At 71.2% G+C, this 12,460-nt stretch carries 12 protein-coding genes; all 12 read right to left on the bottom strand.

The genetic code is table 11. From position 1 onward, the window contains the following. Positions 1-22 precede the first annotated feature (22 nt). Positions 23-1,303: a hypothetical protein gene (locus tag H4696_RS34395; RefSeq protein ID WP_086861377.1), complete on the bottom strand. Its 1,281-nt coding sequence runs from the start codon at positions 1,301-1,303 to the stop codon at positions 23-25. Next, complete coding sequence (locus H4696_RS34390; protein ID WP_086861378.1) at positions 1,297-1,902, bottom strand: ABC transporter ATP-binding protein; 606 nt, start codon at positions 1,900-1,902, stop codon at positions 1,297-1,299. Before H4696_RS34390 ends, H4696_RS34395 begins: the two co-directional genes overlap by 7 nt. Further along, entirely contained in the window at positions 1,899-2,774 is an 876-nt protein-coding gene (locus tag H4696_RS34385; RefSeq protein ID WP_192782684.1) for an LLM class F420-dependent oxidoreductase, read from the bottom strand. The genes H4696_RS34390 and H4696_RS34385 overlap by 4 nt, the downstream gene beginning before the upstream one ends. A gap of 13 nt (positions 2,775-2,787) precedes the next feature. Continuing rightward, positions 2,788-3,657, bottom strand: coding sequence for a TIGR03621 family F420-dependent LLM class oxidoreductase (locus H4696_RS34380; RefSeq protein ID WP_086856527.1), 870 nt, complete (start codon positions 3,655-3,657; stop codon positions 2,788-2,790). Positions 3,658-3,737: 80 nt separating this feature from the next. After that, on the bottom strand, positions 3,738-5,558 hold the full coding sequence (locus H4696_RS34375; protein WP_086856526.1) for a phosphoenolpyruvate carboxykinase (GTP): 1,821 nt from the start codon (positions 5,556-5,558) through the stop codon (positions 3,738-3,740). Between the two features lie 348 nt (positions 5,559-5,906). After that, positions 5,907-6,608 carry a hypothetical protein gene (locus H4696_RS34370; RefSeq protein ID WP_086856525.1) on the bottom strand — a complete coding sequence of 234 codons (702 nt, stop codon included), beginning with the start codon at positions 6,606-6,608 and terminating at the stop codon, positions 5,907-5,909. A 103-nt stretch (positions 6,609-6,711) separates the two neighbouring features. Next, a complete protein-coding gene (locus tag H4696_RS34365; RefSeq protein WP_086856524.1) occupies positions 6,712-8,550 on the bottom strand; it encodes a dynamin family protein in 1,839 nt (612 codons plus the stop codon). Beyond that, positions 8,547-8,936 carry a nucleotide exchange factor GrpE gene (locus tag H4696_RS34360; RefSeq protein ID WP_169734823.1) on the bottom strand — a complete coding sequence of 130 codons (390 nt, stop codon included), beginning with the start codon at positions 8,934-8,936 and terminating at the stop codon, positions 8,547-8,549. The genes H4696_RS34365 and H4696_RS34360 overlap by 4 nt, the downstream gene beginning before the upstream one ends. An 18-nt stretch (positions 8,937-8,954) precedes the next feature. Beyond that, the gene (locus H4696_RS34355) at positions 8,955-9,569 is read right to left on the bottom strand and encodes a TetR/AcrR family transcriptional regulator (RefSeq protein ID WP_086856522.1); all 615 of its coding nucleotides are present in this window, start codon (positions 9,567-9,569) and stop codon (positions 8,955-8,957) included. Further along, a complete protein-coding gene (locus tag H4696_RS34350) occupies positions 9,566-10,045 on the bottom strand; it encodes a YqeB family protein (RefSeq protein ID WP_086856521.1) in 480 nt (159 codons plus the stop codon). Before H4696_RS34350 ends, H4696_RS34355 begins: the two co-directional genes overlap by 4 nt. Positions 10,046-10,088: 43 nt before the next feature. After that, positions 10,089-10,736: a hypothetical protein gene (locus H4696_RS34345; RefSeq protein WP_086856532.1), complete on the bottom strand. Its 648-nt coding sequence runs from the start codon at positions 10,734-10,736 to the stop codon at positions 10,089-10,091. Positions 10,737-10,796: 60 nt separating this feature from the next. Then, positions 10,797-12,305, bottom strand: coding sequence for a dynamin family protein (locus tag H4696_RS34340; protein WP_225957661.1), 1,509 nt, complete (start codon positions 12,303-12,305; stop codon positions 10,797-10,799). Positions 12,306-12,460: the final 155 nt, after the last annotated feature.

Below are 12,460 nucleotides of genomic sequence, written 5' to 3'. Positions count from 1 at the left end.
CCTTCGTCGGAGCGAGCGTAGGTCAAACGGCGGCGGCGAGCAGCACGATCCCGACGAGCTGGAGGTCGAGACCGCGGAAGAGCTGGCGGACGAGGTTGGCCGGCATCGGGCCCATCGGGGTGTCGACGAACGCCGGATTGCCGTAGTCGACGGCGGTCCGGGTGACCGTGCGCAAGATCGAAAGCACCGACAGCGGCACCGCGAGCCAGGCGCCCGGGCCGAACGACGTCCCACCCGCGAGGGTGACCACGGCGAGCAGCGCCGCCCAGCAGATCCCGGCGCCCGCCAGCGCCAGTCCGTGGGTCAGCACGAGCTCGCGGTTCGAGGAGCCGAGCCACCGGCGGCGGCCCGGGTTGCGCCAGAGCTCGCCGAGCCCGCCGGCGAACGGCGTCAGCGCGACGTACGCGCCGATGCCGACGAGGACCGCGCCCGGCACGGTCGGCAGGGCGATGTGGGCGACGACGACCGCGAAGCCGAGCAGGGCCGCCGCGCCCGCGTACCGGGAGCGGCCGAGCGTGCCCGCGAAGGCCAGCCGGAGCGCGGTCGGGCGGCGCAGCGAGAAGCGCCCGACCGGCGTCGCCGGCGGCAGCAGCATCATCGGGTCGAGGAAGGTGACGGCGACCGAGCGCAGCACCCGGCCGTCCCACCCGGCCAGCAGCGCCGCCCGGCCCGCGCGATTCACCGGCTCGCCGCCGAACGCCAGCGGCAGCGCCGCGACCAGCACGGCCGAGGCGACGAACTGCACGATCACCGGGCCGAGCCTCAGCGCGGCGATGAGCAGCCCGGCGACGGCGAGGGCCAGCGGGCCCAGCGCGTCCAGCCGCAGCGACGTCCGGCGGGCGGAAGCGAACGCAGCGACGGCGGTCGCGACGACCACCGCGACGGCCGCGCGCCACTGGTCGAGCCCGGCCCCGCCGACGGCGAGCAGCAGCGCGGCCAGGTAACCGGTGACTGCCAGCACGCCGGTCCACGCGCCGAGCAGCCGCAGCGTGACGACGCGGCCGCGGTCCACCGGGGCGAAGTCGAGCCAGGTCAGCTCCGCCGGCTCGACCCAGGCGAAGCCGCGGCGCAGCAGGCCGCGCCAGCCGACCGCGCAGCAGAGCGTGAGCAGGCCGAGCACGGCCGGGAAGTCCACGTGGGACGAGCCGTAGAGCGCCGGGCGCCAGCCGTCGACGTGGAAGAACGCGGTGAACAGGAACCCGAAGCCGAACAGGAAGACGAAGCTCGCGGTGTCGCCGCTGAAGATCCCGCCGAACCGCTTGCGGCCCGGGATCCGCATCCGGCGGGGTGCCAGTGTCACCACAGTTCGAGGACGCTGTCCGCGGCTTCGAGCAGCGGCGGGTGGTGGGTCGCCACCACGACCGCGGCGCCGGCCGCCGTCGAGCGGGCGATCACCTCGACCAGCCAGTCCTTGCCCGCCGCGTCCAGCGCGCGTTCCGGCTCGTCGAGCAGCAGCACGCGGTGCGGGCGCGCGGTGACGCCGAGCAGCAGCAGGCGACGGCGCTGGCCCGCGGAGAAGTGCCCGGCCGTGACGCGCATGCGTTCCCCGAGCCCCGCGTCGCGCAGCAGCTCCTCGTGGTCGCCGAGGTCGGCGCCGAACGAGCCGGCCTGGAGCTCGAGGTGCTGCAACGGCGTCAGCTCCGCGAAGAAGTCGGAGTCGTCGAAGAGCACCGACACCTTGCGCCGGAACTCGACGTCCCGCTCGTCCGGCACCTTGCGGTCGACCAGCACGCGGCCCCGCTGCGGCTGCTGCATCCCGTAGAGGCACCGCATCAGGGTCGACTTGCCGACTCCGTTCGGCCCGACGATCGCGGCGCACTCGCCGGGGTCGACGGAGAAGTCCAGGTCGTCGAACAGCCAGTGCTCGCCGGCCCGGACGCCGAGCGCCGTCGCGTCGATCATCGGAGCGCTTCGAGCACCGGGGCGAACTGCTCCAGGTTGTGCTCCAGGACGGTGTAGTAGGTCAGCCCGAACCGCTCGCGGTGCGCGTGGAGCTGCTCCGCGACCTGGGCGGGCGAGCCGATCAGCGCGGTCGGGACTTCGGCGAGCTGGTCGGCGCTCAAGGCACCCTGCGTGCGCTTCGCCAGCTCCTCGAGCGCGCCGGCGCGGTCTTCGGTGATGTTCACGAAGTGGCAGAGCAGGTTGAACTCGGCCGCACGACCGCCGAGCTTCGCCCGGACGAACTCGATGCGCTCCTCGATGTCCTCGGCGCTCGCCGGGGCCGGCGCGGTGCCGTCCGGCGTCTTGGCGGTGCCGGTGAAGCCGATGATGTCGGCGTGCTCGGCGGCGAGGGTCAGGATCCGGTCGCCGCGGCCGGCGAGCAGCAGCGGCGGTCCTTCCGGCCGCGTCGGCGCGGGTTTGTGTTCCGGGTCGGCGTACAGCCGCTTGAGTTCGAGGATGGACCGTTCGAGGTGGTCGACGCGCTCGCGAGCGGACGGGAACGGCATCCCGGCGGCCTCGAACTCCGCCTTCACGTACCCGGCGCCGAGCCCCAGCTCGAGGCGTCCGTCGGTGAACTGGTCGGTGCCCGTGACGTCCCGGGCGAGCAGCACCGGGTTGTAGAACGGCGTGTTGAGCACGAAGGTGTTCAGCTTGACGCGCGAAGTGACCTCACCGGCCAGCACCAGCGCCGGGAACGGCGGGGCCATGCCCAGGTGGTCGGCCGCCGAAAGGACGTCGTAGCCCAGGTCCTCGACCTTGCGGCACTTCTCGACCCACGCGGCGCGGCTGTCGGGCACGATCATGTTGACGCCGAAACGGAAATCCCCAGTCATACCGACAAGGTACTCAGCGGAGCTTTTCGATCACCGGGGCCAGCCGCGCGAGGTCGTCTTCGATCACCGTGAAGTAGCTGATCCCCAGCGTCTCGCGGGTGCGCAGGAGCTGCTCGGCGACCGCGCCGGCGGATCCCACCAGGACGGTCGGCAGCTCGCCCAGCTCGTCGACGGACAGATCGGGCACCCGCCGGTGGACGGCTTCCAGCGTGCTGCGCCGGTCGTCGGTCACGCGGGTGGCGTGCACCAGCAGGTTCAGCTCGGCGTCCCGGCCGTCGAGCGCCGCGCGCGCGAACTCGACGCGTTCGGTGAGCTCGCCGAGCCCGGCCAGCGACATCCGCCCTTCGACCTTCGTCGCGGCGGTGCCGGTGAACCCGACGATGTCGGCGTGCTTCGCGGCCAGCTTCAGCACGCGGTCGCCGCGGCCGCCGAGCAGCAGCGGCGGCCCGGGTTTCTGCACCGGTTCCGGCTTGTGCGACGGGTCCGCGTAAAGCCGCTTCAGCTCCAGCACCGCGCGTTCGAGCCGCGCGAACCGCTGCCCGGGCGTGCCCCACTCGATGCCGGCCGCGTGGAACTCCGCCTCGACGTACCCCGCGCCGATGCCCAGCTCCAGGCGCCCGTCGGTGAACTGGTCGGTGCCCGTGACGTCCCGCGCGAGCAGCACGGGGTTGTGGAAGCAGGCGTTGATGACGAACGTGTTGAGCCGGACCCGCTCGGTCGCTTCGGCCGCGAGCACGAGCGCGGGGAACGGCGGTGCCATCCCGACGTGGTCGGCCGCGCCGACGACGTCGTAGCCGAGGTCCTCGGCCTTCCGGCACTTCGCCACCCACTCGGCCCGCGAGCCGGGCACCACCAGATCCACGCCGAACCGGAACGGTCTCATGGTCGCGAAACTACCGGGAAAGGAAGAAGGGGACGCCTCCCGGATGCGGCCGGGAGGCGTCCCCTTCTCGTTCAGGGTGTTCAGCTCAGGCGCTGGACCAAAGCGTCGAGCTCGTCACGCAGCGAGGTGGGCACCTCGCCGATCTTCTCGAACCACTCCTCGATCAGCGGCAGCTCCTCGCGCCACTCCTCGGGCTTGACCTCGAGGGCGGCCTGGATGTCCTCGAGCGGCTCGGTGAGGCCCTCGGTGTCGAGGTCCTCGGCCCGCGGCACGAAGCCGACCGGCGTCTCGACGGCGTTGCCGCGACCCTCGACGCGCTCGATGACCCACTTGAGGATCCGCGAGTTCTCGCCGAAGCCCGGCCACAGGAAGCGGCCGTCGTCGCCGCGGCGGAACCAGTTGACGTAGAAGATCTTCGGCAGCTTGTTCGCGTCGGCGTTCTTGCCGAGGGTCAGCCAGTGCTTGAAGTAGTCACCGGCGTGGTAGCCGAGGAACGGCAGCATCGCCATCGGGTCGCGGCGCACGTTGCCGACCGCGCCGGCCGCGGCCGCCGTGGTCTCCGACGACATCGTGGCGCCCATGAAGACGCCGTGCTGCCAGTCGCGGGCCTCGTTCACCAGCGGCACCGTCGTCTTGCGGCGGCCGCCGAACAGGATCGCCGAGATCGGCACGCCCTTCGGGTCGTCCCACTCCGGCGCGAGGATCGGGCACTGCGACATCGGCGTGCAGTAGCGCGAGTTCGGGTGGGCGGCCTTCTCGTCCGAGTCGGGCGTCCAGTCCTGCCTCTTCCACGACGTGGCGTGCTCGGGCTTGTTCTCCATGCCCTCCCACCAGATGTCGCCGTCGTCGGTCAGGGCGACGTTCGTGAAGACCGTGTTGCCCTTCTCGATCGTGCGCATGGCGTTCGGGTTGGTGTGCCAGTCGGTGCCCGGCGCGACGCCGAAGAAGCCGAACTCCGGGTTGACCGCGTACAGGCGGCCGTCTTCGCCGAAGCGCATCCACGCGATGTCGTCGCCGAGGGTCTCGGCGCGCCAGCCCGGGATGGTCGGCTGCAGCATGGCGAGGTTGGTCTTGCCGCAGGCGCTCGGGAACGCCGCCGCGACGTAGTGGACCTTGTCCTCGGGCGAGATCAGCTTAAGGATCAGCATGTGCTCGGCGAGCCAGCCCTCGTCGCGGGCCATCACCGAAGCGATGCGCAGCGAGTAGCACTTCTTGCCCAGCAGCGAGTTGCCGCCGTAGCCGGAGCCGTAGCTCCAGATCGCGCGCTCTTCGGGGAAGTGCGAAATGTACTTCGTTTCGTTGCAGGGCCAGGAAACGTCCTTCTGGCCCGGCTCGAGCGGCGCACCGACGGAGTGGAGAGCCGGCACGAATTCGCGCTCGCTGCCATCCGGCGCGACGAACTTCTCGAGCGCCGCCTTGCCCGCGCGGGTCATCACGCGCATCGAAGCGACAACGTAGGCGAAATCGGTGATTTCGATACCCAGCTTGGGATTCTCGTCGGCGAGGGGACCCATGCAGAAGGGGATGACGTACATCGTGCGGCCGCGCATCGAGCCACGGAACAGCTCGGTCATGGTGGCCTTCATCTCGGCCGGGTCCATCCAGTTGTTGGTCGGACCGGCGTCCTCGGGACGCTGCGAACAGATGAAGGTCCGGTCTTCGACGCGGGCGACGTCGTTCGGGTCGGAAGTGGCCCAGAAGGAGTTCGGCTTCGACTTGAGCTGCACGAACGTGCCGGCGTCGACCAGCTCCTGGTTGATCCGGGCGGCTTCTTCGTCAGACCCGTCGACCCACACCACGCGGTCCGGGGTGGTCAGCTCGGCGACCTCCCGGACGAAGGACAGCACGCCACTGTGCGTCGTCGGCGCGGTGTCCAGTCCGGGGATGGCGACTGCGGTCATCTCTACTCCTGACTTCCGACGACAAACAAGCCCGCACCGGAACGACGCTGTCCCGGTGCGGGCGTCATTGCCGGCGACCGAATGGCTTCGCACACCGGCTGGCGAACCGGTGTGCGTGATTTGGGATTCCCCGAGAGTAGCCGCATGACCGGCAAGTAACCGAGAGCTGACGTGTAGGTTCTCTCACAAGAACGATAAGGGAATCGATTCAGACGTCACTTGATCGGTGTATTCGGCGTAAATCTTGCGGTGACCCGGGACACGCCCGTGACCTGGTCGTTTTCATTGAAGACATGAAAAAAGCCCGGGGTGGAAGCCCCGGGCTTTCAAACTATGACTTGGGTCACTTCAGTTGGGGGAAATCCACTGCCCCGTGCCGGAGTCGATGCGCGCGACGCCTTCCAGCGTCTGCGTGCCGGCCTCGCCCCAGGCGGCGTCGGAAGCCAGGTCGCCGTCGCTGCCGGAGTCCATCAGTCCACTCGAGACTTCGGTCCACTGGCCGGGGCCGGAGTGCTCGAACGTCGTGGTCGTGCCGTCGGCGTCGGTCTGCACCGCGATGTCCGCTTCGCCGTCGCCGTCCTTGTCGGTGAAGGCGATGGTGCCGCCGCTCTTCGTCTCGACGATGGCGGTGTCGTTGTGGCCGTCGTGGTCGGTGTCGATGGTCGCGACCCCCGCGTCGACCTCGCCGTCCGGCATGTCGGCGTGGATGTGGCCGCCGGAGCTGTCGTCGCGGCCGCCGGTGTCGGAGTCGTCGTGGCCGCCGCCGTGCGACTCCACCCACTCGCCGCTGGCCTCGTCGTAGACGGCCTGCTCGACGACGTGCCCGGTTTCGTCCAGCACGGCGTACTGGTCGGCTTCACCGTCGTGGTTCGTGTCGATGAAGGCCTGCGAGGTGCCGTCGTCGTGCTCGATGATCGCGGTGTCGTTGACGCCGTCCTCGTTCACGTCGTAGTTGACCTCGGCCTGGTACTCCTGGCCGTCGACGTGAACGGTCATCGCGTCCGGGCTGGAGGCGTCGGTGTCGCTGCCGCCACTCTCGTCGACCCACATGGGAACTTCCCCCTTTTAACCGGGTAACGCCGTCTCTGACCTGCTGTCCGAGGGTATGACTCACCGTATGCCGGTTCGGTTCCGCTCCACAACCGGACGGACGTCAAGCGGTCTTGTCCCGCAGGGCCCGGATCCTCGTCAGGAAGGCTTCGGCGCGCTCACGGCCGTCGCTGACCTCTTTGAGGCGCTTCGACACGATCGCGATCTTCTTGGCGCGCTCCTGGGCACCCATCTTGATCGTCTTGTCGACTTCCTTCAGCTCGGCCTCGATCGCGTCGATGCGCCGGCCCAGCGCCTCGTCCAACGCCATCGACAGCTGCTGCTCGGCCTCGATGAGCTGCTCGGCGACCAGCTGATCGAGCGTCGAGCGGGCGTCCGCGATGGCCTCGACCAGCCACTGCTTCATGTGCTGCTTGTCGGCCGCGTGCTTGCGCGTGCGGGCCATCCACCAGCCGGCGCCGAGGCCGATGATGATCGTCGCGGGCAGCACGACGGGGTTGAGGATCGCGACGCCGGCCAGCGGCAGCGCGGCCACCTTGCCGGCCCCGACGCCACCGGAGATGCCCATGAAGACGAGCAGCTTGTCCTCGGCCGTCGGCGGCTTCTTGTCCGGCGGCCGCAGCACCACCGGCGGGCCGCCGGCCCGGGCGAACTGGGCGCGGATGACGTCGAGCTCTTCGGGCGAGAACAGCTCCGACAGCGAGACGTTGGTGACCTGGTTGAGGCGCTGGGAGAGCAGCATCGAAATGCGCTGCGACGTCGTCTGCAGCGCGATGTCGACCTGCTGCGGCAGCGCGGCCAGCTCGTCGCGCTTGGCCGCGTCGATCAGCTGGCGGAAGTGGGTCTGCGCGTCCCGCATCTGCCTGCTGCTCTCGTGCCCGACCTCGACGCGGGTGCGCTGCACCTCGCCACGCAGCTTGAGCTGCCAGCCGCGGGTCGACGACCGGCGCTCGGCCTGCAGCTGGTCACGGCGTTCGCGCAGCTGCTCGGCCTCGGCTTCGCCGGCGGACAGCGCGCGGCTCTCGGCCTGCAGCTTCGCCTTGAGCTCACCCAGCGCGCTGGAGAGCGCGCGCAGCGTGTTGGCCTCGCCGAGCATCGCCGAGCGGCCGACGAGCAGTTCCTGCAACGCCGTCTGGATCGCGGCGACGCCGGACTTCTCCCGCAGCATCGCGGCCATCTGCTCGTTGGGCGCCTTCGCCGCCGTCTCGAACATCCGCGCCGACACCGGGTGGAACACCGCGTCGGCGAACCGGGGCGCGTGCTCGCGCAGCAGCTGCCGGTCGGCCTCCATGACCTCGCGCCAGCCGCGGAACATGTCCACCTTGGTCAGCGCGAACACGACGGTCTCGACGCGCTCGCCGACGTCGCGCAGGAACTGCAGCTCGGTCGAGGTGAACGGCGCCGAGGCGTCCACGACGAACAGCAGCGCGGTCGCGCCCGCGGCGGCTTCCTTGGCGAGTTCGCCGTGCAGCGAGTCGAGCCCGCCGACGCCCGGGGTGTCGACCAGCGAAAGCCGTTCGAGCAGTGGCACCGGCCCGGTGACCTCGACGTACCGCGGCGGGATCTGGCCCGGCGGCAGCTCGTGCGCGGCGGAGACCCAGTGGATCAGCTGGCCGAGGTCGATCGGCACCGGCGCGAGCTGGCCGGGGTAGCAGGCCTGCGCGCCCCACGCGTCGGCGTGGTCGAACACCAGGTAGGTCGCGGTGGCGACGTCGGCGTCCACAGGGGACAGTCCCGGCCGCGCGAGCAGCGCGTTGACCAGCGAGCTCTTGCCGCGGTTGGTCTCGCCGACGACCACGACGGCCGGCTTCTTCGGCCGGGCCTTCCGGATGTCCTCGACCCACTTGGCGGCGGCCGGGTCGGCGTCGCGGACGACGGTCAGCAGCTGGTCTCGCGCCGCCGCGACCTGCGTGGGCAGGCTCGGCGCGGTGGGTGCGCTCACGGGGTCTTCTTCGCGTAGACGGTGACGATCGGGGCACGCAGCAGGCGGTCGTGGTCGGCGAACCCGGTGACCTCGGTTTCCGCGACGAGACCCTCGAGCGCCGGGTCCTCGGTCGGGACCGCGCCGCCGGCTTCGTGGCGAGCCGGGTCGAAGCGCTCGCCATCGGGCCGAAGCGCTTGGACGCCGATCGCGGCCAGCCCTTCTTCGAGGCGTTCGACGACGCCGCCGCTGCGGGCGCGGTCCAGGGCGTACAGGCACATCTGGATCAGTGCCTGGCGATCGGCGAGCGCGCGCTCGAGATCGCTTACTTGCTGCTGCAAGGGGTGCACATCGGTGTCCGACGCGACGGAACCGCGGTCGGTTCCGTCCTTGCGAAACCACGCCATGACCACAGTCTGGCGGATTCAGCCACCGGCCGGGGGCGGAACCGGGCGAAGGAACCGGATCAGGATCGTCCGGAGGATGGCTTGTTCGGCGGCCAGATCGAGGTCCGGGTCCAGGCTCGCCCGCGAAATGACGGCGTCGAGCAGCCCCGCGACCCACCCCGCGGCCGCGTGCGAAGGGAGGCCGGGGTCGATCAGGCCGGCGTCGACCGCCCGGTCGACCAGGACGGCCAGCCCGTCACGCAGGGCGCTGTCGTTGCGGTGGATCAGCTCGGCGAACTCGTCGTCGCGGGCGGCCTGCGCGGCGGCCTCCAGGACCAGCCGGCCGACCGCGGGGTGCGCGAGCTGCCCGGCCAGCTCCGCGACGACGTCGAGCAGCGCGGTCCACGGGTCGTCCGCACTCGCCGCGACCTCGAGGCGTTCGGCCGTCTCGACGGCGTCGTCGGTGAAGATCGCCGTGAACACCGCGCGCTTGCTGGGGAAGTAGTGGAAGAGGCTGCCGGAGCTGATGCCCGCCGCGCGGCAGATGTCCGCGGTCGTCGTCCGCTCGAAGCCCTTCTCGGCGAAGCAGCCGGCCGCGGCGTCGACGATCGCGCGGCGCTTGGCCGCGTGCTTGGCCGGGTCGACAGTCCTCATCGCTCGACCGGCGGGTCGTCGCGCCAGGGGTAGCCGTGTTCGGCGAAGGCGGGGGCCAGCTCGCGCCCCGAGAGGTCGGTCTTCTCCCGCGCGATCTCCCGGCCGTCGGTGGTGCGCAGGACGAGCTCCTTGCCGTCGAGGTAGACGGCGTCGAGGTCGGCCTCGATGCGGCGGGTCTTGTCGTCACGGACCAGCGTGACACGGGTCGGCGAGACCGTGACGACCAGGCGATCGCGGGCCCAGACGACGGCGAACACCAGGCCGAGCACCAGCCCGCCGGCGACCGCGGCCAGCGTCGCCCACGGCTGCGGCAGCTTCGTGAGCACCTTGAACACGCCTTGGAACGGGAACGCGGGCAGCTCGCTGACCCAGGCGGCGACGGCCCACCCGCCCACACCGAGCGCGGCCCCGAGCAGCGGGCAGCCGACCCAGGACCCGGTGCGCAGCCACGACGGCTCGTCGACGGTCGTCTCCATGCCGCCTATTATCAGACCGCGCGCTCGGTTTATGAAAGCCGGGTCAGACCAGCTGGGCGATCACGTCGCGGAGCACGGCCTCCAGGCCCGGGCCGTCTTCGGCGAGCCGGGAGGAGACCAGCAGCTGGTCGTCGGCCGTGCGCAGCCAGATCGACCCGGCGACGGAGATCTCGATGACGTTCAGCCGGAACGGGTAGGCGCGCCGGCCCTGCTTGACCTCGGCCTCCCGCACCAGCTGGCCGAGCCGCTCGCCGGCCACGATCTGGCGCCGGTAGAAGCCGGGTGCCCACGGGGTGCCGCCGGACGGCTCGTGCGCGCCGCGCAGGGCGGGCCCGCGCGCGTTGGCGAAGTGGCGGGCCGCGACGGGACCGAACAGGTCGACCGCCTGCCGCATGGCCGTGCCCTGTTCGAGCGTGGGCCGGCCGTACCGGGTGCGCGGGCTTCGCGGGTCCGGGTCCTCGCGGCTGCGCAGCGACGCCAGCAACTCGGTCCACCACGCGGCCCACTGCTCCTGGACCGCGGCCCGGTCGATCCCTTGCGGGACGTGCACCGGAACCCGCGGCTCCACCGGCGGCAGCACCTGTCCTTCGGAAACGGACAGGGCCAGGGCGTCACGGATGTACAGCGCGACGTCGACGTCCGTCTCGCTGCTCCACCCCGCTCGCCAGGATGTCGTGTTTTCCAGTCGCACGTTTTCCACAGTACGCGGGAAACGGGTCCTACCTGGGAAAGTCGGCAACCAGCAACAAACTCAGGCTTCGCGCACTTGCTGCCACATCAGGAAGTACGCCCGGTGCACGACGTGCGCGACGCGGCTCTGCGCCGGCGTCGCGCCGAAGGACGCGAAGGACCGCCACCAGCCCGCGCGCTCGAGGGCGTGCGCGGCCAGCTCCGGCCGCGGGGCGCCGGGCTTGCCGAGCTGGGCGCCGATGTCGGCGTTGCTGCCCACCCGGAGCACCTCTTCGGACAGGTCCTCGGGCATGTCGACCGCGCCGGACGCCACCAGCGTCAGCGCTTCGAGCAGCCGCAGCTGGTGGGCTTCGGGCTTGGCGAGCAGCACCTCGATGGCGTCGTGGACGCGCTGGCGCTCGGCCGGGTCGGCCGAGGCGTGCGCGAGCGCGGTGACCGACGCGAGGGCGGCGGCCGCCTTGATGCCGTCGGCGCGGGCGGCGAACACGATCGACAGCCGCTGCCGCACCGCTTCCAGGCCGGACGCGTCGAGCAGCGACCGCCGCAGCGCGCCCGCCGTGATCTCCGGTTCCTTGCGGATGGCCTCGACGGCGTGGGAGACGCCGAACAGGTCGAGCTTCTCCAGCAGCCGCAGCCGCGTGCCCGCCGGGACGTCGCACTCCCAGCTGGTGAAGATGTCAGCCGAGATCAGCATGGTCTGCAGGACGTCGTCGTCGAGCCCGGCGAGCTGCCGCAGCGCCTCGGCGTCGGCGGAGGTGAAGCCGCCGGACTCGGCCGACTCGGCGATCAGCCCGATCACCGGCAGCACGTCGGCGACGCGCGGCTTCAGCGTCGAGGCCTGCTTCTCGGCGAGGAGCGTCGCAGCCTTCCAGACGTCGCCGCCGGAGCCTTCGACCGACTCGGGCGTGATGGTGTCGGCCTTGTTGAGCACGGCGATCGCGTTGACCGGACCGGCTTCGCGGCTCGCCGTGGCCGCGGTGAACGCGGCGAGCGCCTGCTGGTCGTCCGCGCGGACGCCCTGGGTGACGACGTACAGCACGGCTTCGGCTCCGGCGACGGCGTTGCGCGAGGTGTCGTCGAGCTCGTCGGAGCCTTCGTCGTCCTTGGCATGCTTCGCGGCACCCAGGAGCTGCTCGGTGCGGGACACCGAAGCGGCGTCGAGCGAGCCGAGGCCCGGGGTGTCGATCACCGTCATGCCCTGCAGGACGGCGTTGGTCAGGTAGGCCTCGATGTGCGACACCTTTTCGATGTCGACGCCGAGCTCGGCGGGGATCATCCCGTCGGCGGCGAAGGGGAGCACCTGCTTGCGGCCGTCGGTGAAGACGATCTCGACGCGGTCCACCGTGCCGTACTGGAACCGGGTCACCAGCCGGGTGCACTCGCCGATGTCGGTCGGCGCGACCCGGCGCCCGATCAGCGCGTTGACCAGCGTGGACTTGCCGGACTTGATCCGGCCGGCGACAGCGACCTGCAGCGGCGCGCCGAGCCGGCGCAGCACCTCGGCGAACCCGGCGGCGGTGCGCGCGGAGACCTGCGACTGCAGGCGGTGGCACAGGTTGGCCACCGACATCGACAGCGGACCCGCGAGCCGGCCCTGCTCCGGTGACGTCACGGCCCCCAGCCCTTCCCGTCGTAGGCGACAACCCCGTGAATCGTGCCATGTCCCTCATCCGGAGGTCGCACCCAAGGTGGTACCGCCGACCGACGCGCGTGCTCCGCTCCGGG

This window comes from Amycolatopsis lexingtonensis, assembly GCF_014873755.1.
Taxonomy (GTDB): domain Bacteria; phylum Actinomycetota; class Actinomycetes; order Mycobacteriales; family Pseudonocardiaceae; genus Amycolatopsis; species Amycolatopsis lexingtonensis.
This window is presented reverse-complemented; position numbering and strand designations above follow the sequence as displayed.

Coding starts and splice junctions, on each gene's coding strand:
- H4696_RS34380 (WP_086856527.1), bottom strand. CDS start 3,657: ATGAGACCGTTCCGGTTCGGCGTGGATCTGGTGGTGCCCGGCTCGCGG.
- H4696_RS34355 (WP_086856522.1), bottom strand. CDS start 9,569: ATGAGGACTGTCGACCCGGCCAAGCACGCGGCCAAGCGCCGCGCGATC.
- H4696_RS34370 (WP_086856525.1), bottom strand. CDS start 6,608: ATGTGGGTCGACGAGAGTGGCGGCAGCGACACCGACGCCTCCAGCCCG.
- H4696_RS34390 (WP_086861378.1), bottom strand. CDS start 1,902: ATGATCGACGCGACGGCGCTCGGCGTCCGGGCCGGCGAGCACTGGCTG.
- H4696_RS34340 (WP_225957661.1), bottom strand. CDS start 12,305: ATGTCGGTGGCCAACCTGTGCCACCGCCTGCAGTCGCAGGTCTCCGCG.
- H4696_RS34375 (WP_086856526.1), bottom strand. CDS start 5,558: ATGACCGCAGTCGCCATCCCCGGACTGGACACCGCGCCGACGACGCAC.
- H4696_RS34385 (WP_192782684.1), bottom strand. CDS start 2,774: ATGACTGGGGATTTCCGTTTCGGCGTCAACATGATCGTGCCCGACAGC.
- H4696_RS34350 (WP_086856521.1), bottom strand. CDS start 10,045: ATGGAGACGACCGTCGACGAGCCGTCGTGGCTGCGCACCGGGTCCTGG.
- H4696_RS34360 (WP_169734823.1), bottom strand. CDS start 8,936: ATGGCGTGGTTTCGCAAGGACGGAACCGACCGCGGTTCCGTCGCGTCG.